The 24,236-nt window shown below is 64.8% G+C and carries 23 protein-coding genes and 1 tRNA gene; 7 read left to right on the top strand and 17 right to left on the bottom strand.

The window, feature by feature from the left end; all coding sequences use genetic code 11:
- Positions 1 to 93: 93 nt before the first annotated feature.
- Together QP803_RS07210 and QP803_RS07205 are read right to left on the bottom strand one after the other, a co-directional pair.
- Complete coding sequence (locus tag QP803_RS07210) at positions 94 to 1,098, bottom strand: Gfo/Idh/MocA family protein (protein ID WP_284947106.1); 1,005 nt, start codon at positions 1,096 to 1,098, stop codon at positions 94 to 96.
- Positions 1,099 to 1,131: 33 nt separating this feature from the next.
- A complete protein-coding gene (locus QP803_RS07205; RefSeq protein ID WP_284947105.1) occupies positions 1,132 to 2,061 on the bottom strand; it encodes a DMT family transporter in 930 nt (309 codons plus the stop codon).
- Between the two features lie 92 nt (positions 2,062 to 2,153).
- Between QP803_RS07205 and tpiA the strand changes: the two genes are divergently transcribed.
- Entirely contained in the window at positions 2,154 to 2,945 is a 792-nt protein-coding gene (tpiA, locus tag QP803_RS07200) for a triose-phosphate isomerase (RefSeq protein WP_284947104.1), read from the top strand.
- Positions 2,942 to 3,406, top strand: a complete 465-nt coding sequence (gene derI, locus QP803_RS07195; RefSeq protein WP_284947103.1) for a D-erythrulose-4-phosphate isomerase — start codon at positions 2,942 to 2,944, stop codon at positions 3,404 to 3,406. The genes tpiA and derI overlap by 4 nt, the downstream gene beginning before the upstream one ends.
- A gap of 82 nt (positions 3,407 to 3,488) precedes the next feature.
- On the opposite strand, the gene QP803_RS07190 is transcribed toward derI, so the two are convergent.
- The 9 genes from QP803_RS07190 to QP803_RS07150 all read right to left on the bottom strand — a co-directional run bounded on the left by QP803_RS07190 (position 3,489) and on the right by QP803_RS07150 (position 12,114).
- Entirely contained in the window at positions 3,489 to 4,433 is a 945-nt protein-coding gene (locus tag QP803_RS07190) for an ABC transporter permease (RefSeq protein ID WP_284947102.1), read from the bottom strand.
- Positions 4,430 to 5,434 carry an ABC transporter permease gene (locus tag QP803_RS07185; protein ID WP_284947101.1) on the bottom strand — a complete coding sequence of 335 codons (1,005 nt, stop codon included), beginning with the start codon at positions 5,432 to 5,434 and terminating at the stop codon, positions 4,430 to 4,432. The genes QP803_RS07190 and QP803_RS07185 overlap by 4 nt, the downstream gene beginning before the upstream one ends.
- Positions 5,431 to 6,888: a sugar ABC transporter ATP-binding protein gene (locus QP803_RS07180; protein ID WP_284947100.1), complete on the bottom strand. Its 1,458-nt coding sequence runs from the start codon at positions 6,886 to 6,888 to the stop codon at positions 5,431 to 5,433. Before QP803_RS07180 ends, QP803_RS07185 begins: the two co-directional genes overlap by 4 nt.
- Before the next feature lie 4 nt (positions 6,889 to 6,892).
- Positions 6,893 to 8,023, bottom strand: a complete 1,131-nt coding sequence (locus tag QP803_RS07175) for an ABC transporter substrate-binding protein (RefSeq protein WP_284947099.1) — start codon at positions 8,021 to 8,023, stop codon at positions 6,893 to 6,895.
- Positions 7,995 to 8,984 (bottom strand): D-erythronate dehydrogenase, encoded by a 990-nt coding sequence (gene denD, locus QP803_RS07170; RefSeq protein ID WP_284947098.1) that lies wholly within the window; start codon positions 8,982 to 8,984, stop codon positions 7,995 to 7,997. Before denD ends, QP803_RS07175 begins: the two co-directional genes overlap by 29 nt.
- A gap of 84 nt (positions 8,985 to 9,068) precedes the next feature.
- On the bottom strand, positions 9,069 to 9,947 hold the full coding sequence (locus QP803_RS07165; RefSeq protein WP_284947097.1) for an NAD-dependent epimerase/dehydratase family protein: 879 nt from the start codon (positions 9,945 to 9,947) through the stop codon (positions 9,069 to 9,071).
- Positions 9,948 to 9,964: 17 nt separating this feature from the next.
- Positions 9,965 to 10,663: a GntR family transcriptional regulator gene (locus QP803_RS07160; RefSeq protein ID WP_284947096.1), complete on the bottom strand. Its 699-nt coding sequence runs from the start codon at positions 10,661 to 10,663 to the stop codon at positions 9,965 to 9,967.
- Positions 10,664 to 10,711: 48 nt separating this feature from the next.
- Entirely contained in the window at positions 10,712 to 11,398 is a 687-nt protein-coding gene (locus tag QP803_RS07155; RefSeq protein ID WP_284947095.1) for a MarC family protein, read from the bottom strand.
- 8 nt (positions 11,399 to 11,406) lie between these two features.
- Positions 11,407 to 12,114 (bottom strand): MarC family protein, encoded by a 708-nt coding sequence (locus QP803_RS07150; RefSeq protein ID WP_284947094.1) that lies wholly within the window; start codon positions 12,112 to 12,114, stop codon positions 11,407 to 11,409.
- A gap of 483 nt (positions 12,115 to 12,597) precedes the next feature.
- On the opposite strand from QP803_RS07150, the gene QP803_RS07145 reads away from it, so the two are divergent.
- Complete coding sequence (locus tag QP803_RS07145; protein ID WP_284947093.1) at positions 12,598 to 13,338, top strand: LuxR family transcriptional regulator; 741 nt, start codon at positions 12,598 to 12,600, stop codon at positions 13,336 to 13,338.
- Positions 13,339 to 13,377: 39 nt separating this feature from the next.
- Here the strand turns inward: QP803_RS07145 and QP803_RS07140 are convergent, their stop codons facing one another.
- Complete coding sequence (locus tag QP803_RS07140; RefSeq protein ID WP_284947092.1) at positions 13,378 to 13,560, bottom strand: hypothetical protein; 183 nt, start codon at positions 13,558 to 13,560, stop codon at positions 13,378 to 13,380.
- Between the two features lie 128 nt (positions 13,561 to 13,688).
- On the opposite strand from QP803_RS07140, the gene QP803_RS07135 reads away from it, so the two are divergent.
- From QP803_RS07135 to QP803_RS07125, 3 genes are all read left to right on the top strand, one after another.
- Entirely contained in the window at positions 13,689 to 14,207 is a 519-nt protein-coding gene (locus tag QP803_RS07135; protein WP_284947091.1) for a hypothetical protein, read from the top strand.
- 88 nt (positions 14,208 to 14,295) lie between these two features.
- Entirely contained in the window at positions 14,296 to 16,662 is a 2,367-nt protein-coding gene (locus QP803_RS07130) for a Hint domain-containing protein (protein ID WP_284947090.1), read from the top strand.
- Between the two features lie 99 nt (positions 16,663 to 16,761).
- On the top strand, positions 16,762 to 17,577 hold the full coding sequence (locus QP803_RS07125; protein ID WP_284947089.1) for a sulfotransferase family protein: 816 nt from the start codon (positions 16,762 to 16,764) through the stop codon (positions 17,575 to 17,577).
- An 80-nt stretch (positions 17,578 to 17,657) separates the two neighbouring features.
- Here QP803_RS07125 and QP803_RS07120 read toward each other — a convergent pair.
- A tRNA-Glu gene (locus QP803_RS07120) sits at positions 17,658 to 17,733 on the bottom strand.
- 159 nt (positions 17,734 to 17,892) lie between these two features.
- Between QP803_RS07120 and QP803_RS07115 the strand changes: the two genes are divergently transcribed.
- Entirely contained in the window at positions 17,893 to 20,724 is a 2,832-nt protein-coding gene (locus tag QP803_RS07115) for a phosphoenolpyruvate carboxylase (protein ID WP_284947088.1), read from the top strand.
- Positions 20,725 to 20,739: 15 nt separating this feature from the next.
- Here the strand turns inward: QP803_RS07115 and QP803_RS07110 are convergent, their stop codons facing one another.
- Genes QP803_RS07110 through cysE form a run of 4 tightly spaced genes read right to left on the bottom strand, consistent with a single transcriptional unit; the run spans position 20,740 to position 24,074 of the window.
- Positions 20,740 to 21,069 carry a ferredoxin family 2Fe-2S iron-sulfur cluster binding protein gene (locus tag QP803_RS07110; RefSeq protein ID WP_284947087.1) on the bottom strand — a complete coding sequence of 110 codons (330 nt, stop codon included), beginning with the start codon at positions 21,067 to 21,069 and terminating at the stop codon, positions 20,740 to 20,742.
- Between the two features lie 37 nt (positions 21,070 to 21,106).
- The gene (locus tag QP803_RS07105; protein ID WP_284947086.1) at positions 21,107 to 22,285 is read right to left on the bottom strand and encodes a cysteine desulfurase family protein; all 1,179 of its coding nucleotides are present in this window, start codon (positions 22,283 to 22,285) and stop codon (positions 21,107 to 21,109) included.
- Positions 22,282 to 23,406, bottom strand: a complete 1,125-nt coding sequence (locus tag QP803_RS07100) for a cysteine desulfurase family protein (RefSeq protein WP_284947085.1) — start codon at positions 23,404 to 23,406, stop codon at positions 22,282 to 22,284. The genes QP803_RS07105 and QP803_RS07100 overlap by 4 nt, the downstream gene beginning before the upstream one ends.
- On the bottom strand, positions 23,406 to 24,074 hold the full coding sequence (cysE, locus tag QP803_RS07095; protein ID WP_284947084.1) for a serine O-acetyltransferase: 669 nt from the start codon (positions 24,072 to 24,074) through the stop codon (positions 23,406 to 23,408). The genes QP803_RS07100 and cysE overlap by 1 nt, the downstream gene beginning before the upstream one ends.
- Positions 24,075 to 24,236: the final 162 nt, after the last annotated feature.

Raw genomic sequence — 24,236 nt, 5'->3', positions numbered from 1 at the left:
CCAAGTTCGGCGGAATAGGCTGCGCTTTTCCGCCCTACGACGCCGGGAGTGTAGGGCGGAAAAGCCCAGCCTATTCCGCCAGCCGAGCTTCCCTCAGGGTGTTTCCCAGGCGCCGCTTTCCGCCGACCGGAATACGGCGTCGATCACCCGCATATTGGCGGCCGCATCCTCCAGCGGAAACTCCAGCGGAAACTCCCCCAGAATGGCGCGCGACACCGCGTCGCCCTGAAGGGTGTATTGGTCCGCCACCGCGAAGGTTTCCGCGACTGCGCCCGATCCGTCCAGGGCTTCGCCGTCATCGATGACGATACGGCAGGGCGCGTCCGGCGGGGCGTTGAAGGGGATCATCACCTCCACCCGTGCCTTGGTGCCCATCACGGTCACGCGCTGATGCGGCGCCAATTGCGTCGAGCAGGTGAAGGTCAAATGGCCGGTCGGGAATTGCATCACGGCGCTGGTCAGCCGGTCCGTGCCCATGGTGGGGTCGCGGTCGATCAGGCCCGAGACCTTGAGCGGCTCGGCGCCATAGATGTAGCGGGCGGTCGCGATGGCGTAGCAGCCGATATCCATCAAACCGCCGCCGCCGATGCCCGCCATGTTACGGATATTGGTGGGGTCATCGAGAAAATAGGTGAAGGCGGTCTGGATGGCATGAACCTCGCCCAGTCGGCCTTCCCGCACCAGGGCGCGGACGCGCTGCCACCATGGCGTGTAGCGGACCATGAAGGCCTCGGCGACGATCAGGCCCGAACGGTCCCGCGCCGCCAGCAGGGTGCGGGCTTCCGCCGTATCCAGGGCGATGGGCTTTTCGCACAGCACGTGCTTGCCGGCTTCCAGGGCCTTGATGGTCCATGGCACATGCAAGTGGTTCGGCAGCGGATTATAGATCGCCTGGATATCTGGATCGGCGAGCAGTTCCTCGTAACTGCCATAGGCTTTCGGGATGCCCAGGGCCCCGGCGGTGCGCTGCGCCGTTGCGAGATCGCGGGAGGCGATGGCCGTGACACGACTGACCGTGCCCTTCTGCATCGCGGGAATGACCTTCTCGCGCCCGATGAGGGCCGTGCTCAGCACGCCCCAATTCACAGTCTTCGTCATGATTTTTCCTCCCCGTCCGATTCGTAGATGACGTTACAAGGATTGCGGATGGATGGGCGGGGTGCGGCTCCACCAACGCGGCTTGCGCACCCGCTCACGCGACAACGTGAACAGCCCGGCGCCGATAATCACAGCGGCACCCACGAACATCAGCAGATCGAGGTGGTCGTGGAACACCAGATAGCCCAGGGCGATCGCCCAGAGCATTTGGCTATATTGCGGCGGTGCCACCAGGCTTGCCGGCGCCAGGCCCGAGGCCAACATCAGAAACACGTTCCCGATCCCACCGAGCAGCCCGTAGGCCAGAATCAACGCCCATTCCCGCCCCTCCGGCACCACGAAATGGGGCAGCATGAGCACGAAGCTCGCCACCAGCGGCCCGAGCAGCCCGGCGCCATAGAGCGAGATGCGCGTCTCGGTCGGACCCAGCTTGCGCAGCACGATGATGGTGACGGCACCGGCGAGGCCGCTGCCGATGGCGGCGAGATGGCCGATGCCCAGCGGATGCAGGCCCGGCCTCAACACGATCAGCACGCCGACGAAGCCGGCGATGACGGCGGACCACCGCCGCCAGCCCACCCGCTCCTTCAAGAAGATGACCGACAGGATGGTCACGAAGGATGGCAGCAGGAAGATGAGCGCGAAGGCTTCGGCCATCGGCAGGCGGGTGAAGGCGATGACCGAGAACAAGGCGCCCGCGACCGCCGCCAAAGCGCGCAGGCACCAGAGGCCACGATGGTTGCAATGCCACAGGTCGCGCCATCGTTCGGTCGGTTTGCGGACCATGGGAATGGCCAGCAGGCCCAAAACCGATCCGAAGAAGACCAGCTCGAAGGGTGGGATGGAGCCGCGCAGCAACCGCACCGAGGCATCGCTCCAGGCATAGGTCGCATAGGCCAGAAAGGCGATCACCACGCCCCGCCCGACCGAGCTTCGCACACCCGCCGTCACTGCTTTGTCCATGGCGCCGCTCTACCCCGCTGCGCCGCGCCCGGATATACCGTCGCGGCGCGTTCCCGCATCGCGTCTGACACCGCTCGAATGATAGGGTCGCCATGATACTGCGCCGCAAGCTGGTCGGCACCGGCTGGAAGATGAACCACGGCATTGCCGAGGCCGTGGCCTATATCGATGCCCTGCGCAGCCTGATGGCGCAGATCCCGCATCCCGATGTGGATGTCTTCGTGCTGCCGCCCTTCACGGCCCTCGCGGCGGCCGCGGCCGCCGCAGATGGCGCGGATATCGCCATCGGTGCGCAGAACGTCCATTGGGACGATCGCGGCGCTTGGACCGGGGAGATTTCGGCCCCGATGCTGGTCGAAGCCGGCTGCCGCTATGTGGCGCTCGCCCATTCCGAGCGGCTGGAGCATTTCGGCGAAACCTATGCCGCCGTGCGCCTGAAGGTGAATGCCGCCCTAAGGCATGGGCTGACGCCCATCCTGTGCATCGGCGAGACCGGAGAGGACAAGCATGCCGGGCGGGCCGATGCCGTCATCCTCGATCAGGTCATGACGGCGATGGCCGACCAGCCGGCCGACGCCCTGCCCGCCCTCGTGCTCGCCTATGAGCCGCGCTGGGCCATTGGTGCCACGGCGGCGGCCGACCCCGACTATGTATCCGACCGCCTGACGGATTTGCGCGCAACGCTCGCGCAGCATTTCGGCGCGGGACCGGCATCGATGACGCGCCTGTTGTATGGCGGCTCTGTCACGGCCGCGAATGCCCCTGCCCTCGCTGCGATCACTGAGGTGGATGGGCTTTTCGTTGGCCGCTATGCATGGACCGCCGAGGGCTTGGCCGAGATCGTGGCTATTGTCGCGAACGCAATGGGAGAGGACGCATCATGAGAATCGTCGTGGGTGGAGACAGCGCCGGCTTGCCGCTGTCGGATGTCATTTTCCGCCACCTGTCCGGTGGCGCGCATGAGGTGGTCGATCTCGGCCGCGCCGTGCCCGGCGGAACCGAGCTTTACGCGTCGCTCGCCGAGCGCATCGCGAGTGCCATTCTGGAGGGCCATTACGATCGTGGCATTCTATGCTGCGGCACCGGCATTGGCGTTTGCATCTCGGCGAACAAGATTCCGGGCATTCGTGCGGCGCATACGCACGATACCTATTCCGCCGAACGCGCCGCAAAAAGTAACGACGCCCATATCATTACCATGGGCGCGCGGGTGATCGGGCCGGAACTCGCCAAGGCGATCGTCGACAAGTTCCTGGAATCGCATTTCGATCCGCAGGGATCGTCCGTGGTGAATGTCGAGGGCATCAAGGCGCTCGACGCGAAATACGCGAAGTTGCGGGATTAGGTGGAACACGCTGCGCTCATCCACCCTACGGACCGTGGTGTAGGGCGGATGAGCGCAGCGTCATCCGCCGTGAAGCGACCCGCTATCGCGTCTGCCGGCGTCCGCCGGCTAGGGTAATCACTGCGATGATGATGACGCCTGTCATCAGGTCTCGAACCCCGATGCCCAGGCCGGACGAGTTCAACAGCGTCGCAATCAGGAACAGCATCAGCGCAGCCCCCCAGAGACCGGGCACATTGGCCATGCCACCTGCGACCGAGGTGCCGCCGATCACCACCACCGCGATCGACGTCAGCAGATATTCGGCACCGACATCCAGCGACGATCCGCCCGTGAACCCGGCCAGCAAGGCGCCACACAAGCCGCCCAAGGCGCCGCACAGCGCGTAAGTCACGAAGCGCACGCGACTAACGGAAATACCGGCAAGCCGGGCCGCGCGCATATTCTGGCCGACAGCCAGCACCGACCGGCCATAGACGGTGCGCGCCAGCGTTATGCCAACGACGACCGAGAACAGCAGGACGAGCACTGCGAGCACCGAAATGCCGCCCAGTCGCAGGGAGGCAAAATGCGCGAAGGCTGGCGGCGGCTTGATCTGCAAGCCATTGCCGTAATTGATTCCGATCGAGCGGATCACGAAACTCGACGACAGGGTCGCGATCAACGGAGGAATGCGCAGCAGCCGGATCAGCAGGTAATTGACGATGCCGATGGCGAGGCCCGCACCGATCGCACCCGCTAGACCGAGGGCGATGCGCGGATCGGACCCATCCATCATCTTCATGGCGACGGCGCTGGCGAGGCCGATATTGGCGGGCAGCGACAGGTCGATGTTCCCTGGCCCCAGCGTGATGACGAACATCTGCCCGATGCCGACCAGCACCGTGAAAGCCGAGAAGGCGATGGCCGTGGTGACAATCGACCAGCCGCCATGGCCGCCGGCCAGGATGACGGCCAGAGCCCAGACCACGGCCGCGCCCATGAAGGACCAGATCCAGGGCCGGTTACGGAGCGCCATGAGGTTCATGCGTCACTCCGATTGATGAGGGCGCGCACCGCCAGGATGAGGATGAGGATCAGGCCCTGCGCCCCCACCTGCCATTCGGACGGGATGCGAAACCCCGGCAGCAAATGCGGCAATTGGAAGAAATTCAGCGCGACCGCCGCAAGTTGCAGGGTCAAGGCGCCCATCACCGCGCCGATGGGCGACACGCGGCCGCCGATGAACTCCGCGCCGCCCAGAATCGCCCCGGCGATGGAAAGCAGCGTGTAGCCGTTGGCCATATTCGCGTCGCCCGAGGTTGAGACGCCGACCAGGGACATGCCGGCGAGGCTGCCGAAGACGCCGGCCATCGCGTAAGCCGTGGCCTTGATGCGCAGCAGCGACCAGCCGGCGCGCGCCACCGCCGCCGGATTGCCGCCCGCGCCGCGCAGCACGGCGCCGAAGGCGGTTCTCATGAGCACGAAGTGCATCACCGCCGCGATGACGACGGCGGCGACAATGGGGAACGGCACATAGGGCACATGCAGTCCCATGAAGCTCTGCAACCAGGCCGGCGATTCACCGCCCGGCGATGGCCGCACCAACAAAGCGAGACCGAGCCAAACGAAACTCATGCCGAGCGTGACCACGATGGACGGCAGTTGACGCCACTGAACCAGCGCGCCGAGCGCCGCGTATAACGCGATCGAACCCAGGATCACGCCGCCGCCGAGGAGCGGGCTTTGGGGCAACCATGTCGTCGTCACGCAAGCGATGAAGCCGACATAGGCGCCGATCGACAGATCGAGGTCACTGACGGTGATGACGCAAAGCTGCGCGATGGTGGCCAGCGCCACCGGCACCGCGAGATTCAGCATCAGGTTGAAGCCGAAATAGCTGATGGCACGCGGATTGAAGTCGTTGATCGCCAGAAGAACGATCAAGAGAGAGATCGCCGGCAGCGCGGACCGAAACAGGCGGCGCATATTGATCCCTCGGGTGCGCCTGGACGCGGACCCGTCCATCGTCTGCGGGGCGACCGTCATGCAACCTCTTGGAACGAAGAATGGATCACGCGTTCCTCCGTGAGTTCGTCACGGCCGAGTTCGGCCACGATCTGGTGATTGCGGAAGACGAAGACCGTGCTGCAATGCTCCAGCTCGTCCATTTCCGTCGTGTACCACAAGAAGGTTCGCCCCTTCTCCGCTTCGGCGCGGATCAGCGCATAGACATCGAGCTTGGTGCCGATATCGACGCCACGCATTGGGTCGTCCATCAGGATGATGTCGGCATCCGAGCCCAGGGCGCGCGCAAACAGCGCCTTCTGCTGATTGCCGCCCGAGAGCGACAGAATGTTGTTGTTCATGTCGGGCGTGCGGATGCCGATGCGCTGCTTCCAGGATTGCGCCAGCGCGTCCACCCGCTCGCGGGAAATAAGCAGGCCCTTCGTCAGCGTCGACAGCGAGCGGATGGTGATATTGTCGGCAATCGACCACAGCGGAAACACCCCATCCGTCTGCCGGTCACCGGCGACCAGCGCCACTGGGCCATGCACTTCGCTGCGGCCAGCGGCGGATGTGCCGGCGTCGAAGACATCGACCAGCAGATCGGACTGTCCGTGCCCCGCGAGACCGGCGAGGCCGATAATCTCCCCGGCATGGGCGCGGAGTTCGAGGCCGCCGGCCTGACCTTTCGGGCGGGACCTCACGCGCAATATGCGCTCCCCCGCGTCAATGCGCGCCACCGGCGCCGCCGCATGGCCCTCGGCCGCCCCGCCCATGGTCACGATCAGCCGCTCCCGATCAAAATTCGGCGTCGGCTCATCCGCAACCACGGTGCCATCCCGCATCACCACGGTGCGGTCACAATAATCAAGGATTTCGCGCAGCAGATGCGAAATCAAAATCGTGCTGCCGCCGCCTGCCACAAAGCGCCGCATGAAGGTCAGCAATTGGCGAGACGTGCTGGGATCGAGCGATGACGTCGGCTCGTCCAGAATGACCATGCGCAGCGGGTCTTGGGTGACCGTGAAGGCGCGCGCAATCTCCACCATCTGGCGCCGACCGATCGACAGATCGGAGATGACGGTGCCGGGGGCAATGCCATGGCCGGGAAACATCTCGTCGAGCTGCGCGCCGATCAGCGCGCCAGCGCGGCGACGCCAGCCGAAGCCACGCAGGCGCGGATGCATGATGCGGGTATTTTCGGCGACCGTCAGGTTAGGGCAGAGCGACAATTCCTGAAAGACGCAGCGCAGACCAAGCCTTTTAGCGGCAATGACGGTGTAGTCGGCACCGTCCGCGCCCGCGCCTTCCACCGTGCCGGTGGTGGGCGCGATGGTGCCCGTCAGCACATGCATCAACGTGGACTTGCCGGCCCCGTTATGGCCGACAAGTCCCAATGCTTGTCCCGCGACGATCGTGAGATCGACGCCTGTCAGCGCCTTGACCGCACCGAAGCTCTTGGTGACGGCGCCGAGGCGTACGATCTCATGACCCATGGGACTACTTGCCGGTATTGGCGGCGATCGCCTTAACGGCATCGGCTTGCGTATAGACGACGTTGGCGACGCTCCCCACCGGGGTCGATTTCACTGCGTCATCCAAGCCGGCCTGCGTGATCTCCAGATACGGCACTGTCAGATCATGCGGCACGCTCTTGCCGTCGAGAATCTGCTGCGTCACCCACAGCGCGAGGGAGGAAACGCCCGGCGCGATGGTGGCGGACCAGGTGGTGTAGCCGTTCGCGTCATGCTGCTGCTTCCACCAGGCGAGTTCGTCCTGCCGGTTGCCCATGATGATGATCGGCTCCGCCCGGCCAGCCGCCTTGAAGGCCTGCGCCGCGCCATATCCGTCACCACCCTGATCGACCACGCCCACGACTTGGGGCAGCGAGGACAGCACGGTGGAGACGGCCTTCTGCGCCGTCGCCTCATCCCAATCGCCCTCGACGCTGCCGACGATCTTAAAGCCCGGATGCTTGGCGACACCGGCCACGATACCGTCATGGATCAGGCCGTCGATCGAGGTGCCCGCGAGGCCGCGAATTTCGAGCAGATTGCCGCCATTCGGGAAGCGGCCTGCGAGGTAATCGACCTGCTTCTCACCTAGCGACTTGAAATCGACCGTCAGGCGATAGGCGCAAGGCTCCGTCACAATGCCGTCGAAGGAGACCACGACGATATGCGCGTCACAGGCGGCCTTGATGGCGCCGTTCAGCGCATCGGGGGAGGCCGCGTCGATGACGATGGCGTCGTAGCCTTGCAGTATCAGGTTTTGCACCTGGGCCGCCTGGGTCGTCACTTCCTTGTCGGCCGTGGTGAAGGAGTCGGCCGCCGCCAGGGCCTTGTCGCCCATGGCTGCCTTGCCGGCTTCCGTCCAGGCTTGCAGCATCGCCTGACGCCAGGAATTGCCGGCATAGTTGTTGGACAAGGCGATGCGCTTGCCGGAGGTATCGGCATGCGCCGGCGCCATGGCGACGCCGATCGAAAGCGCCAAAGCAGTGCTGCAGAGCAAGTATTTCATGGTCTCATCTTCCCAATAGACCGGGTCTTGCGCCCGGTGGTTCATCCGGCCATTGGGGCCGGACATCGTGCCGTCGGGATGGTCAGGCCGGCAGTGTGCCGCCCAGCTCATCCTCGATATGAATGCGAATGATGTCGTCGAACTGGCGTTCGGCGACGAAGCCGAGGGCCTCCGCACGGCTGGGATCGAAACCCCGCGCCCAGCCACTGACGATATGCGCGATCACCGGATCGGGTTCGTGCTTGATCAAGGCGGTGACCTTGGGTCCCGCGACACGCTCCAGCGCCGCGATCTGCTCACCCACCGTGACCGCGAGACCCGGCATTGTCAGGCTGCGCCGGTTCTTCAGCAATGACAGGTCAAGCGTCGCGGCATGCAGCAGGAATTGCACCGTGGCGCGCGGGCTGCCCATCCAATGACGCACATCCTCGCTCACCGGCAGGATGGCGGTTTGCCCGGCCAGCGGCTCACGGATGATGCCCGAGAAGAAGCCGGACGCGGCGCGGTTGGGCTTGCCCGGCCGCACGCAGACTGTGGGCAGGCGCAGTCCGATGCCATCGATAAAGCCGCGACGCGAGTAATCCGCCAGCAGCAATTCGCAGATCGCCTTTTGCGTGCCGTAGCTGGTTTCGGGCGTCAGGAAATACTCGTCGCTGATCACGTCCGGCATATCACCGCCGAAGACCGCGATGGAGGAGGCGAAGATCACGCGCGGCTTCCAGCCCGTGCCGGCCTGGCTGGTGCGAATGGCTTCCAGCAGATGCCGTGTGCCATCGAGATTGACGCTATAGCCCTTCTCGAAATCGGCTTCCGCCTCGCCCGAGACGATGGCGGCCAGATGGTAGATCACGTCGGGTTTTCCGGCGAGCAGCGTGGTCGCGGCCCCCGACACCGTCAGATCCGCCGTCACGCAATCGGCGGTGCCGGAGAAACCGGCCGGCGGATGGGGCGTCACCATATCGGCGAGGGTGAAGGCGGTGATCGGCGTGCCGCCGATGGCGCCGTCCGCCGCCAGCCGTTCCGTGAGCTTGCGGCCGACCATGCCCGCGGCGCCGATGATGAGAATATGCATGGGACGGTTTCCTCGGTTGGTCGGCGACGGTTCGGCGGTGCCGCATATCGAGTGCGGCGCCAGATCGGTCAAGGCGGCCGGCGATCAGCCTGTCGCCGCGTCATCCTCGGGCCTGTAGCCGAGCAGACGCTCGGTCAGTGCAATATCCCACAGCATGCCGCTGTTCTTGGACATGCCGTTGACGATGATGGCGGGCGCGGGCCAGCCGGATGCATCGGCCCGGATCGCACGCTCAAAGACCTGGGCGAAGTCCCTGTTGGACAGCCACATATTGCGGAACCAGGCGAGATCGCGCTTGGCCTCGGCATCCTGCGGGCCGGTATCTTCGACACCGGGTTGGCCCGTAGCATTGAGGGTTTCGGGGCGGTTCACACCGGGCTGACACCAGCCGATCCGCACGGCGACCGTGGTGAGCGTGCCATGCGAGCCCAGCGCCCGCTCCCGGCAAATGCGCTCCCCTGTCAGCTTCGTGACCGCATAGGCATAGGGCAGCGACAGGCTGCCATCCGGCTCGCGCACCTGCGTGCCCGGGCGGGGCGACAGATCGACGGTCAGCGATCCCGGCGCCATGCTGTCTGAGTCTTCCTTGTAGCCGCCCATGACGTGGTTGGAGGTGGCGAAGATGAAGCGACCAACGCCCGCTTCGACCGCCGCGCCGGTGAGGTTCAGGGTCATGTCGATCGATGTCGTCGAATCTTCCCATGTCGCGTCCACGTACGGGCGCTGGGCGGCGAAATGCACGATGGCATCGACACCCTGAATGGCGTCCTGCCAGCGCTGGTCTTTCCGGTCCGCGAGATCGGCGACCACGGCCGTGACTTTAGGGCCGCCGGCCTCATAGGCGATCAGGTCGAGGGCCACGACCTCCTCGCACCAATCGGCCGCGATCAGATGGGTCACCAGCTTGCGGCCGAGATTGCCGCACGCGCCGGTCACCGCGACCCGTTTTGCAGATCCGTTCATAACCTTCTCCGTCTTGTTTAGTCCGCTCGTTTGACGATCGGCTCGTTGAAATCGTGGTGATGGTGAAACCATGAGGCGGCGGCACGAATGTCGAGAGTGAGCGCCGCCCGCGCCGCCCGCGCATCGCGCCGTTCCAGGGCCGCGATCACACGGTCATGGATTTGAACGCCACGTTCGAACATGACACTCGACCCCGGCAGGTTGCGCACGAAACCCAGGATTGGCCCGAAACGCAGCCAGAGCGATTCGATGATCTTGAGAAGCTCCTCCGCCTGGGCAGCGCGATAGATCGTAAAATGAAAACGCTGGTTTCCTTGCAGCATGCCATGGGAATCCTCCGCCTCGACCGCTGCGCGAAATGTCTCATTGATGGCCCGCAACCGGGCGCAGAGTTCGGGCGTGGCGCGCATCGCGGCGCGACGGGTGGCGTAGCCCTCCACTTCCACCCGAATGCGGGTCCATTCCTCGAAATTGCTCGGCGTCAGGGCCACCACGCGGGTCGCCCGGTTCGGCATCTGCACGAGGGCGTTTTCGGCCGTCAGGCGCTGGATCGCCTCCCGCACCGGCATCGGGCTGGTGCCAAGCGCTTCCGCAAGGCTGCGAAGATTGAGCGTATCGCCGGGCATGAACCGGCCCTGATACAGCGCATCGCGCAGTTCCTGATAGACCCGCTCCTGCATGGTGCTGACGTCGATCTGTTTGATTTTCTGGTCCATCAGCGACGCCCCTCCCCTGCCGCAGGAAGCGTGCTCAGCGGCCTTCTGTCAATTCTGGCGGCCCGCTGAGGCAAGGAAGGCCAACAGCATGTCCTGCAAGCCAACAGCCATGATCTGCACGCCGATGGTGAGCAGAAACAGAGACACGATACGCTTGACCACGCGCGAACCGGCCCGGCCCAGCAAGCGAGACAAGCTATCCGCATAGGAGAACAGAAGGGCGACCAGCACCACGTCCGCCACGGCCGCCAAGGACACCCCGGCCAGAAAGGCGCCATCGACGCGACCTGCCGTTCGGGTCGCCCCAAGGGCGATGGCAACCGAAATGGCGCCAGGACCCACCACCAGCGGCATCGTGATCGGGAAGAAGGTCATGTCGCCCTGTGCTTCCGCGGGTGCGGGGACGTCATCTTCGGCGGCGTCCGGAGCATAGAGCATGCGCCAGCCGGTGGCCGCCACCACCAGGCCGCCGCCGATCTTCAAGGCCGGCAGTGTGATGCCGAAGAAATTCAGCACATACGACCCAGCCCAAAGCGAGACCAGCAGGATGATGAGGGCATAGAGCGCGACCCGCCGCGCCATGACCATGCGCTCGGCATGCGTCCGATCGGCGGTCATCTGGCTGAATACGACCGAATTGCCGAAGGGATCGGTGATCGAGACGAGAGCGGGAAAGCCGAGCAGCAGGCCGCCCTGCACGGTCGTCAATGCGCCCAGGATGGACCAGATCGCCATCTCCAGGCCTATCTCCGCGCTGCGGCGATGATCGGCAACAGCAGCGTCTCGACGCCCGAGGCCATGATCTGCACGCCGAGGCAGAGCAGGATGAGGGCGAAGAGCCGCGTGATGGCGCGCGATGCCGTCTGGCCAACGATCCGGCCGATGCTGTCCGCGTAGCTGAACAGCACCCAGATGGTGATGGCGAGGACCAGGCACGCGAGCGACAGGCTCAACAGATACGGCCATGCGGTGCCCGTCGCGGGCCGTGACGCGCCGAGCGTGATCGCGACGGAAATAGTGCCGGGCCCGATCGTGAAGGGCGTGCTGATCGGGAACAGCGCGATATCATCGACCGTTTCGGCGGCGGCGGTGCGGCCCTCCTGATGGGCCTGCAGCGTCTTCTCGGCCTCGCGGCGTTCCGGCGCATTCAACAGCCGCCAGCCGCCGACTGCGATCACCAATCCGCCCGCGACCTTCAGGGCGCCGAGGGTGATGCCGAAAAAGCTGAGAACATAGGAGCCGACCCAGAGCGAAAACAGCAGCAGGATGAGGGAATAGACGCCGACGCGCCGGGCCAGGCGCAGACGCTCCGGATGCGTTCGGTCTGCGGTGATCTGGTTGAAGATGATGGCGTTGAGGATTGGGTTGGCGATGGAGAAGAGCGCCGAAAAGGCGAGCAGGAAGGTGCTGAACGTGCCGGCGAAGGGACCCAGCAGAGCGGAACGGAGCATCGGCTCTCCTGCCTCGGGTTGTGGCGCGCAGGATGTCGCAGGAAGCGGGAGACGGGGTCAAGGGCGGGTGATAGCGCTGGCTCAGCAGCTTATGCGCTGGGCATTCTGGCTATGAGCGATCGGATTGTCGCACATGCCGCCTATCCGTGTCGGCGCGTCCTGATCACGCTCGTTGGCACGCACAAGGACGATGACACAATCAACGCGGAGACCGTGCCGTCGGCATCGTCCCACTGATATAAATTGTCGCTCATGGTCGCGGTCCCCCGTTGTTTTCCTGGGTCGGAACCCGACTTGGACAACCTCCCTTCATTGGTTTGGTAGGCGGATGTATGCGCAGACGGATAAAAGCTGCCTGAGGCTTCTCCCCGGTCAGGTCCCCGTCACACGCGAGCGCGCTTTTCCTGGCTGCGTCAGTTTTAATTCCGATTGTCCCGAACAAGCCCGTTTTCCATCCACGAACCTTGGAGATCTTCTACCATCATGGAAGTTGAGCCGTTGAGATCACGCTATGACGTCGGGCTTAGTCTGATACAGCGCTGCCAGACAGAGGGAGACATAACCGCCCTCATCTCTGAATACTTGATTGTATATGCAGATTTTGGTTTCCGATCGGGAGCGGGCGGTGGTTGGACAGGGATAGGTCGCGGTCGCGCGTATCGTTTTTATTTCAACAATTGGCCCCAAGATTGGCTTGAACGCTATACTGAGCATCAGGCATTTTTTGATGATCCTATCATCGAAGAAGCTCAACGCCGTATGACTCCGTTCCTATGGAGTGAAATTTTCCCACGCGGCACATTGAGCGCTTCCGCAAATACTCTTTTGCAAATGGCTTATGACTACGGCTGGACAGATGGCTTGGTCATTCCGGTGCATGGTCCGGCAGGCTACCAAGGGGTTGTGAGCTTGGCTGCTCAACGCCCGCTCGATCTCAGCGCATCGGACATCTCATTGCTATGGGTCATGTCGTTGGCACTCCATGCTCGGTGTAGAACGACGCCCGGATTGGGCGAAAGCTCCTCCGTCAGGCCACAGCTGACCGCGCGTGAACTGGAATGCATGCGGTGGGTGGCCTCTGGAAAAACCGACTGGGAAATTGCCCAACTTGTCGCGATTTCCGCCTCAACCGTACACTTTCATGTCGAGCGCGTGAAGAAACGCCTCGGTACCAGCAGCCGAACCGAAGCGACCGCGCTGCTTGTGCTTCATGGCGCCCTGTAAACCTTCAAGAGGCCTGATCGGAGATCGATACCTAGCTGATCAGCTAGTTTGATCGGTCGTCAAATCCCGTGGCACAAGATGGATCGGGATCACGACCATCCAACAGAACACGGCAAACCATGCATCTTCGTCTAAGGAAAACAGGGTTTGCGAAGCGGCCGACTTCTGATGACCACGCATCGCTGAACCGAAGAGTTCGACCCAGACGACGATGCTTTCCATGGATCGATCATCGCAAACTGGCGGGGCTTAGCGGTCTTTTACTTTCGGCCGTCGTTCCAGCGGCTTTTGCACAGCAGGCGCCGAACCTCGTCGGCACCTGGACCACGACGGAGCCCGGGCAAGGCGGCATGGTGCAGACCACAGTCGGCATGGGTAGTGACGGCACCTACGCTGTCGAGACCCAACTCCCCAACGGATCGCGGATGCGCGTTTGGGGCACATTCCAAGCGACGCCCATTTCGGGCAGTGAAATCCGAGTGACGGCGCAGATTTCTGACTGGAAACCTCATCAAATTTGCACACAAGCGCCCGGACTTCAGGCTCGCTGCACCTCATTCCAGCCGCCACCTGCGCAACCTCTTCTGTTAAACTTCGAAGGTCCGGACAGCTATCAGATTGATGGTGTCGTATGGTCACGCGATCCGGTCGCGGCCCTTCTGCAGCAGCCGGTGGACGACCCGCTCGTCCAATATGCGCAGGCTCCCGTCAGCCCGATGATACCGCAACCGGTGGCGCCCTCAGCGCCTCAGGAGCAGTTGCCGTCAGACCCCAGGTCGCAATACGAAGTCGGCAATCAGAACTTTCTGTACGGTCATATGAAAGGCTGCTCCTTCATCGATGGCCGCTGGCAGGATTGCCAGCAATAGCGCCTCTCCGCGGCAATGCGGACAGGCCGATACCCTCGCATGCACTCCATGAAATCGGCGGGACGGTGAACATTATGGGACAATGCTGATGTCGACTGAAGTGTTTGTCGCGGCTACTCAAGCGGAACTGCAAAGTGACATCGATAGCGCGGATCAAGGGGCACCGGCCGGGACGAGCATCGAAATCGACCTTGGCGCCGATATCACGCTCAATCATGACCTCGATGCCATCGACTTGGAGGCAGGCGAAAGCCTTACTATCAACGGCGAGGGTCACGTGCTGGACGGCGCCGGAATGTACCGTGGCATCTTCGCGTATGCGGGCACAACGACGATTGAGAACCTTGGGCTGAACGATATGCGTGCCCAGGGTGGCGCGGGCGGTTTGGGCGGTGGGGGCGCGGGGGCCGGCCTCGGCGGCGGTCTCTTCGTCGCATCCGGTGCGAACGTCACTCTGGACGGCGTCTCGTTCAAAGACGATCAGGCGGTTGGTGGGCAGGGCGGTGCCACGACCACATTCACAGACAATGGCGTGACCTATGGTGGCACCGGTGGCGGTGGCGGCGGCGGGCTTGGCGGCTCGGGTGGGCCTGCGGAGGCGACGGCCGGGACTTACGCCAATAATTTTATGGGAAAGACGTTTGCTGGTGCCGGTGGCGGCGTCGGTGTTTCGGCCTTCGGGGGGTCCTATAACACCGCTCCCGGCGCCGGCTTGATCGTGGGCGCAGGCCCCGCAGGCGCGGGAACTGCGGGCACGGGAAGTAGCGCGGGTGGCGCGAATGGCGGCGGCGGCGGCGGCGCTGGGGCATATTCTCCCCCGAACCTGCGCGGGGGCTACGGCTTCGGCGGGGGTGGCGGGGTTGGTGGCACCGCCGGCGGAAACGAACAATACGTCAGCGGCACCGGTGCATCCGGTTTCAGGCCGGCGGCAGGCAACGGCGGCTTTGGTGGCGGTGGGGGTGGCGGTGGCGGCGGTGGCTTTGGCGGCGGCGGCGGCGGCGATGCAGGTGGCGTTGCTGGAAGTGGGATGGGCTCGGGGGCCGGCTGGGGCGCCGGTAATGGCGACGCAGGCTACGGCATCAGCACCGGCACTGCAGGCGGCTTTGGCGGTGGTGGGGGTGCGCAATTTGGCTACGGGCCCGATGGCAACGCCGCGCGTATCAATTACGGTGGCGGTGGCGGTTTGGGAGCGGGCGGTGGCATATTCGTCCAGCAGGGCGGGAAGCTGACGATTGGCGCCGGCTCGTTCAGTGGCGGTAGCGTCACGGGCGGCCAGGGCGCTGAGGGCGCTGGATCGGGTCAAGCTTTCGGTTCCGGGATCTTCGGCGAGGGGAATGATACCATCAACCTTGCCCCCGCAGCCGGACAGACGCTGACGATCGGCGACGCAATCGCTGATCAGGAGGGGTCGGATAACGCCAGCTCGGAAGAAACTGGAGGCAACGGGAACCCTGCCGACAATGCGTACGGGGCGGTGAGCCTGAATGTCGATGGCACGGGGACTGTCAGCATTGCTGCCGCGGCCAATACCTTCACAGGCGGCATAACGCTCACGTCGGGAACCTTGGATCTCGCGGCCTCGGGTGCTGCGGGCTCAGGTAAAATCGCTTTCGCGACGCCCGGGGGCGCCGTGTTGGAATTCGCGACGTCGGTGGCCCCGACCAATACGATCACCGGCTTCACGCACGGCGACACTCTTCAGGTCGATGACCTGGATCTGACCGGCCACAGCTATGACGGAACGACGCTCACCCTCGACGGTGCGGGCGGTCCGGTCAGCGTGATCATTCCCGGCGTGCAGGAGACTTTCACCTTTTCGGAGGTTAGCGGAGCAGACGACGTGATCGTCGGCGTGGCGCCCTGCTTCGGTCATGGCACCCATATCGCGACGAAGCGCGGTCAAATCCGGGTGGAAGACCTCAGGGTGGGTGACAAAGTCTTGACCCTCGACGACAGCCAGCCAGTCATATGGATTGGTCATCGTGAAGTCCGATGCGACCGTCACCCCGCGCCCCATAAGGTCAATCCCGTTCGTATTTCCGCGGGTGCATTTGGAAACGGTCTGCCGACGGATGATCTTTTTCTGTCGCCAGATCATGCCATCTTCGCGGAGGCTGTTCTTATTCCGATTAAACACCTCATCAACGGCAGCACAATCCGACAGGTCGAGGTCGTGACGGCGCATTACTATCACGTGGAGCTGCCTGCCCACGCGGTTGTTTTAGCTGAGGGACTGCCGGCTGAAAGTTACCTTGATACCGGCGATCGAAATGCATTCTTCGGCAGTCGATCGACTGATCTTTATCCCGCCTGGGGTTCGGAAGCCCAGGACATTGCACTCGTCATGGATGCGCTGGGATACGCCCCGCTTCGCGTCGCGGGTCCTGAGATCGAGCGTTTGCGCAAACATTTGGCGGCACGGGCCTTCCTCGCCCAGGATCGTGCGAGCGCGTAGCGCTGTCGGACCTTATTCAGAGACAGCGTCACGTATCAGGTTCAATCGCGCGCCGATTCAACCTGATACGATCTGGGTCTAACATGATCGGAGTTCTCTGTGCATACCGGACTCCACTTCATCTCCGGCCTGCCGCGTTCGGGGTCGGCCTTGCTGGCGGCATTGTTGCGGCAAAACCCCGATGTGCACGCGGGCATCACCAGCCCCATTGGCTCGCTCATCTCCATGTTGCTGCGCGAGATGAGCCAGGGTAACGAGAGCGCCATTTTTATCGATGATACGCAGCGCAAAGCGATCCTGCGGGGCGTTTTCGATGGCTACTACGGGGCAATATCGCAAACACAGACGGTATTCGACACGAACAGGCTTTGGTGCGCGAAGCTCAATGTCGTGGCGGCCCTGTTTCCGAATGCCAAAGTCGTTTGCTGTGTGCGGCACCTTCCTTGGGTGCTGGACAGCATCGAGCGGCTCACGCAACAGAATAGATGGGAGCTGTCGAAGATATTCAACTTCGATCCTGGAGGCACGGTCTATTCTCGAGTGGAGGGACTAGTGAGTAGCAGTGGGCTGGTGGGTTTCGCCTACAACGCCCTGAAGCAAGCCATGCACAGCGAAGAGTCCGACCGCCTTCTTCTTGTGTCCTATGAAACATTGACTCGGGAGCCGCAGAGGGCGCTCGACGCTATCTATGATTTCACAGGGCTCCCACCCTTCCAGCATGACTTTGAGAGCGTCACCCTCGACGCCAACGAATTCGATGCGCGGCTGGGGACACCGGGGCTGCACAAGGTGGGAAATGCGGTAAGGCCAAACGAACGGCAGAGCATTCTCCCACCCGATCTGTGGCGTCGGTTCGAAGTCGACAGCTTTTGGAGTGAGCCGGCCTGGAACCTTCGCGGGGTGCGGATTGTGTAGGGCGGCAATGGAGCGGCCCCTGTGTCGATCAGGCCCCTAGCATCATGCTGAGGCGCTAGGTTTCGTGTCTTTGAAAAGATTGGTATCCCGTACCGGATTCGAACCGGTGTTGCCGCCGTGAGAGGGCAGCGTCCTAGGCCTCTAGACGAACGGGACATCGCAGGCCGCGCCAAGCCGCGCGCGGTGGCGCTCTCTTAGGGCAGCCGCGCCCAAGGATCAAGAGAGGGATCAAGAGCATCGTCCGCACCCCAAAAAAAGCCGCCGCACCCCCCACGTAACGATTGCTCCCGCGCCGCTGCGGTGCACAATAGAACCATGCAGGACCAGAACGCCCCCGCCGACAGCGCCCCCGGTTTCGACCAGCCCGAGGAGATCTCGGCCCTCGGAGCGGATCTGATCAGCCTCATGACGGCCGCCCTCGGCCGAGCGGCGGAAGACCCCTTCAGCAATCCGGTCATGACCGTGGCGCTCGCCATCTCCCGGCGGATCGATCAGGGCGCCCTCACCGAAGGCGCCCTCAGCGGCCTTGTCTGTTGGCTGCGCGATGAAGCCTTCCAGCACCGAGCCGAGCGGATCGCGGCCTATGTCGGCCTGAACGCTGAGGTCGGCCCGGTGGACGCCATGGCCACCCTCGCCGCCCGCCTTGTGCGGCCCGACCCGAATGACAGTGCCGTGCCCTTCGCCCAGTTCCGCCGCGCGGTGGAACACACGCGCTTCTCCGCCGTCTTCACGGCCCACCCGACCTTTTCATTGCCGCTGCCGGTGGGTCAGGCGCTGGCCGGCGCGGCCTCCGGCGACGCCGACCCGGCCGCCTGTTTCACCACCCATCGCCCCCTGCCTGTGACGCTGGAAGATGAGTTCGACCAGGCCCATGCCGCCATCGCCCGTGGGCGCGATGCGCTCGACCTGCTGACCGGCGCCATTCTGGATGCCGCCCATGCCACCTGGGCAGGCCGCTGGCTGGATCTCGCGCCCAGCCCCATCACGCTCACCACCTGGGTCGGCTACGACACCGATGGCCGCACCGATATCGGCTGGTGGGACACGCTGCGCCTGCGGTTGCGCATGAAGCTGTATCAGTTGGAGCGCGTCGAGGCGCAGTTGGCACCGCTGCCCAGCGCCGGCGCCCTGCTCGCCCGGACCCAGGCCGCCGTCGCCGCCGTGCGGGATCAGCTTGCCGCCGCGCCGAACGGCACCGACGCCACCGAGGTCGCGGCCTTCGCCCAGGCCCTGGTTAGCCGGCGCGATGAAGCGCTGGTGACGCCGGAACCGCTGCTCGCGCTATTCCCCGATGCGCTCGCCCAGGCGGATGACGCCGAAAAGCGCGCTCTGCTCATCGCGCGGGCCGGCCTAGTTTCCCACAATCTCGGCCTCGCCCATACCCATGTGCGGCTGAACTCCGCACAGCTCCATAACGGCGTGCGCCAGCGCCTCGGCCTTGCGGACCCACCGGCCGATCCGTCCCGCCGGCGGGTGTTGCTGGGCGCGATCAATGCCGCGCTCGACACGCTGGAGCCCGAGACGATCAATTTTGGCACGCTGATGGCCGAGCAGGCCTCGGCGGCGCGGCTGATGATGACCGTCGCCCAGATGGTCAAGCACATCGATTCCGCGAGCCCCGTGCGCTTCCTGATCGCCGAGACCGAGACGGGCTATACCCTGCTGACGGCGCTGTATTTCGCGCGGCTGTTCGGGATCGAAGACAAGATCGAGATCAGCCCGCTGTTCGAAACGGCGGAGGCGCTGAGTTCCGGCGGCCGCATCATCGAAGAAGCGCTGCGCAGCCCGCATTACCGCGCCTATCTGCGCCGCACCGGCAAGCTGTGCGTCCAATTCGGCTATTCCGATTCCGGCCGCTATGTCGGCCAGATCGCCGCCACCTATCTGATCGAGCGGCTGCGCCTGAAGCTGTGCGAGGCGATGGTCAAGCATGGGCTGAAGGGCGTCGAGATCGTGCTCTTCGACACGCATGGCGAAAGCATCGGGCGCGGCGCACATCCCGGCTCGCTGTTGGACCGTTTCGCCTATCTGTCGCCGGCCGCCGGCCGCCGGGCCTTTGATGCCGCCGGCATCGGCTATCGCGAGGAAGCCGCCTTCCAGGGCGGCGACGGCTATCTGCTGTTCGGCACCCCGGCGCTGGCGCAATCGGTGATCCTGCGCATCGCCGAATTCGCCCTCGCCCGCGTCGATGAGGCCGAGGATCCGATCTATGCCGACCCCGACTTCGCGGCAGATTTCTTCGCCACCATCCGGTCGAACATGGAAGAGCTGGTCGAGGATCCCGGCTATGCTGCCATTCTGGGCACCTTCGGCCCGGCGCTGATCGACCGCACCGGCTCCCGCCCGGCCGCGCGGCAGAGCGACAGTTCCGGCGGCCCTGCCCTCATCAGCCATCCGCGCGAGCTGCGGGCCATTCCCAACAACGCCATCCTGCAGCAGCTCGGCTGGTGCGCGAATACGCTGCATGGCCTAGGCTTCGCGGCCAGCCGCAACCCGGACACGGTGACGGAGCTGCGCCGCACCAGTCCGCGCTTCCGCCGCTCGATGGATTTCGCTTCCCACGCCATGCGCCATTCCCATCTGGATGTGTTGCGCGCGGTGGTCGAGACGCTGGACCCCGGCACCTGGCTCGACCGCGCGGGCCATAGCCAAATCCCCGGCCGGCGTGAGGCACTGACGGCGGTAGCCGGTGGCTTGGAGCAGCTCGATATCTGGTCTGATGTGCGGGCGATGTTCCGCCGCGTCCATGCCGACCATCTGGCACTCCGCGCCGCCTGGCCCGATGCACCGACGATGCCGGAGCGGGAGCTGCTGCTGCATGCCATTCGCCTGGCCGCCATTCACCGCATCTGGATTTTGACCGCGACCATTCCGGATTTCGCGCCGCGCATGGGCGTGATGCGAACGGGCCTGCAACAGCGGCTGCTGCGGTTGGACGTGCCGGCGGCGCTCGCCACCTTGGAGCGCATCTTCCCCAGCGCGCCGGACGATACCTCCGGCACCGACTTCGCGGAGCCGGGCACATCGCCGAATGCCATGGCCTATGAGCGCGAGCACGAGGAGATTTTCAGCCCGATCCGACGCTATTTCGCGCTCGTCCGGGAGATCAGCACGGCGGTCTGCCATGAGGTCGGCGCCTTCGGGTAAGGCGCCGACAAAGACTTACCCCTGGGCGTTGCGGGTTCCGGCGGGAAGCCGCACGACCAAACCGTCCAACGCCTCGTCCATGACGATCTGGCAGCCAAGGCGCGACGTTTCCTGCAAGCCGAAGGCGAGGTCGAGCATATCCTCTTCGTCCTCGGTGGGCGGCGTCAGCCGCTCGAACCAATCCGGGTCGATCACCACATGGCAGGTCGAGCAGGCGAGCGAGCCCTCGCAGGCGCCCTCCAGATCGACGCCGTGCTTGTGCGCCACCTCAAGCACCGAGAGGCCGATCGGCGCGTCCACTTCGCGGCTGGTTCCGTCGCGCTCGACGAAGGTCATCTTCGGCATCGGCTCTCATATCCCTTGGTGTCGAACGGCCCGTCGGTCAGTCCACAGCCGACCGGGCCACCGCCGCGTCTTGGTGGAGGGCAGCGGCCACAATCATGTCGGCTGCCGCATCCACATCGGAATCGGAGGTAGTTCGTCCCAATCCGATACGCAAGCTGCGGCGTGCCTGCGCCACCGTCAGGCCGATGGCGGTGAGGACATGGCTGGCGCCGACGCGGCCATCGGCGGTCGTGGTGCAGGCCGAACTGGTCGAGACGCAGAGGTCCGGCGCCGCGCCCATCAGGCTGACCGAGTCGCCGCTTGGGAAGGTCAGATTGAGGTTGCCCGGCACGCGGCGTGTGGCATCGCCGTTCAGGACGAGGTCCGGAATCTCCGATCGCAGCCGGTCGAGCAGCCGACTTCCGAGGCGGCTCATGCGTCGCGCATCCGCCGGCCCTTCGCTCTGCGACAGGCGCGCGGCCTCCCCCATCGCCACGATCAGCGGCACCGGAAGGGTGCCTGGGCGTAGCCCACGCTCCTGCCCGCCGCCTGACATCAGGGGTGCCAGACGCATGCGCGGGCGGCGCCGAACATAGAGGGCGCCGACGCCCTTGGGGCCGTACATCTTGTGGCCCGAGAGGGAGAGCAGATCGGCCTGCATGGCGGTGACATCGAGCGGAATGCGCCCGGCGCCCTGGGCGGCATCGATATGGAAAGCGCTGCCAGCCGCCTTCACCATGGCCCCGAGCATCGACAGGTCCTGCACAACGCCGATTTCATTATTCACCGCCATGATGCTGACGAGCAGGGTCGGCACGCGCAGCGCCTCGGCGAGTACGGCCGGATCGAGCAACCCGCTTGGCCCGACGGGCAGCACCAACGGCTCGAAGCCCTCAGCGGCCAGATCCGCCACACAGTCGAGCACCGCATGATGTTCGGTGGCCAGGGTCACGATGCGCCGACGCGGGTCGCCGAGGGTCATCGCCATCCGAGCCGCGCCCTTGATGGCGAGATTGTTGGATTCGGTCGCCCCGGAGGTGAAGACGATTTCGGAGGAGGTCGCGCCGATCAGTTGCGCGACATGGTCCCGCGCCTCCTCCACCGCTTCGGCCGCGTCACGGCCAAACGGATGTTCAACGCTCCCGGCATTGCCGAAACGCGCCGTGAACCAGGGCAGCATCGCCGCCAGCACGCGCGGATCGCAGGGCGTGGTGGCGTGATGATCGAGGTAGATCATGCGGCCTTGCGCCTCATCTGCTGCGCCATCACCCGATAAGCGGCGGCGAAGGCCGTGACATGATCGGGTGTGGCATTCCAGGGCAGCGAGACGCGAATGGCCTCACCCGCCAGGGTGCCGAGGCCCATTGCCTCCAGCACATGGCTGCGCGCCACCTTGCCGGAAGAGCAGGCGGCGCCGGCGGAAACCGAGAAGCCGGCAAGATCCAGGGCGATGACCTGTGATTCGGCGCGCACACCGGCAAGGGCGATGCAGGTCGTATTGGGCAGACGCGGATTGGCCAGGCGGGGCCCGCCGCCGCCCACCACGATGCCGCCGGCCGCGATAGCCGCCGCCTCGATCGCATCGCGCATTCCCGCGAGCGCCCTGGCGGTCTCCGGTTGGGCCGCCAAGGCCGCTGCGGCGAAACCCGCAATATTGCTGAGCGCCGGCGTGCCGCCGCGCCGGCCGCGTTCCTGCCCGCCGCCGACCAGCAGAGGCACCAGGCGCGCGGCCGCTTCGGGCGCCAGAAGCAGGGCGCCAGCGCCGGTTGGGCCGCCGAGCTTGTGGGCAGAGATTGACAGGCTGTCGGCGCCTAAACTGGCCAGATCGACGGAGATCCGCCCCGCCGCCTGGACGGCATCGACATGCAAAAGGGCGCCCGCCGCGCGGCAGAGTGCCGCAACCTCCGCAATGGGTTGGAGGGTGCCCGTCTCGTTATTGGCGAGCATCAGGCAAACGAGCGTCGGCTTGATCGCCGCCAGGCGCGCTGGCAATTCGGTGAGATCAATGAGGCCGTCCGCGTCCACGGGCAGGATAACGGCACCGTCCCCGGCAGCGGCGATTACCGCTGGATGTTCGGTCGCGCCCCGCAGAATAGGCCCGGAGCCAGCCAGGCCATGGATCGCCAGGACATTCGCTTCCGTGCCGCCGGAGGTGAAGATAACGTCGCGCGGGGCGGCGCCGAAGCGCGCGGCGATGCTCTCGCGTGCATCTTCCAAAAGCCGCCGGGCGGCGCGGCCGTCACCGTGGATCGAGGAGGGGTTGCCGAGCCGGTCGAGCGCGGCGATGACGGCCGCCCGCGCTTCAGGCCGTAGCGGCTCGGTCGCATTGGCGTCGAGATAGACGCGGCCGGACGGCATCAATCCGCCGTCTCTCGGCGCGCGACCGCCATGCGGGAGACGCGGCTTTCGAGATCGGAGAGTTCGGCCCGCAGGCTCTCGATGTCGCGCACCAGCGGATCGATCATCTCCCCGCAGGGTGTGCCATAGGGGTCGAAGGCCGGGGCGCGCCGATGGCGATCGATCGGCCGGGCCGGGATGCCGACCATGGTCAGGCCTGCCGGCACGGACTGCGTCACCACCGCATTGGCGCCGATGCGCGCGCCGGCGCCGATGGTGATGGCCCCCAGCACCTTCGCCCCCGCGCCAATGATGACGCCGTCACCGACGGTCGGGTGCCGTTTGCCGTGGCTGAGGGAGGTGCCACCCAGCGTCACCTGATGATAGAGCGTCACGTCATCGCCGACCTCGGCCGTCTCCCCGATGACCAGGCCCATGCCGTGGTCGATGACGAGGCGCCGGCCGAGTTTAACGGCCGGATGGATCTCGATTCCGGTCAGCCACCGCCCCATATTAGAGACGAAGCGTGCGCTGGACCGCAGCCCGAGCTGCCACAGCCGGTGCGCGGCGCGATGCCACAGGACCGCATGGAGGCCCGGATAGCAGAAGAACACCTCGAGGCTGGACCGCGCGGCAGGGTCCCGCTCACGATAGGCCCGGATGCTTTCGCGCAGAAACATGAAGGCCATGCGACATTTCCGTATGAAACCCGGTTAGGCAGGCCTTAATATCATATTCTGCCCGGCGGCAATAAGGACTGCCGGCATGCTTGCCATTGAACATGCCTCGCCTACCCGCCCGATCCTGTTCCAGGCCGCGTCTTGATCATCGTCAGTCGCACGGCTTGGGTC

The sequence above is a fragment of the Acidisoma sp. PAMC 29798 genome, from assembly GCF_030252425.1.
GTDB classification, from domain to species: Bacteria; Pseudomonadota; Alphaproteobacteria; order Acetobacterales; family Acetobacteraceae; genus Acidisoma; species Acidisoma cladoniae.
This window is presented reverse-complemented; position numbering and strand designations above follow the sequence as displayed.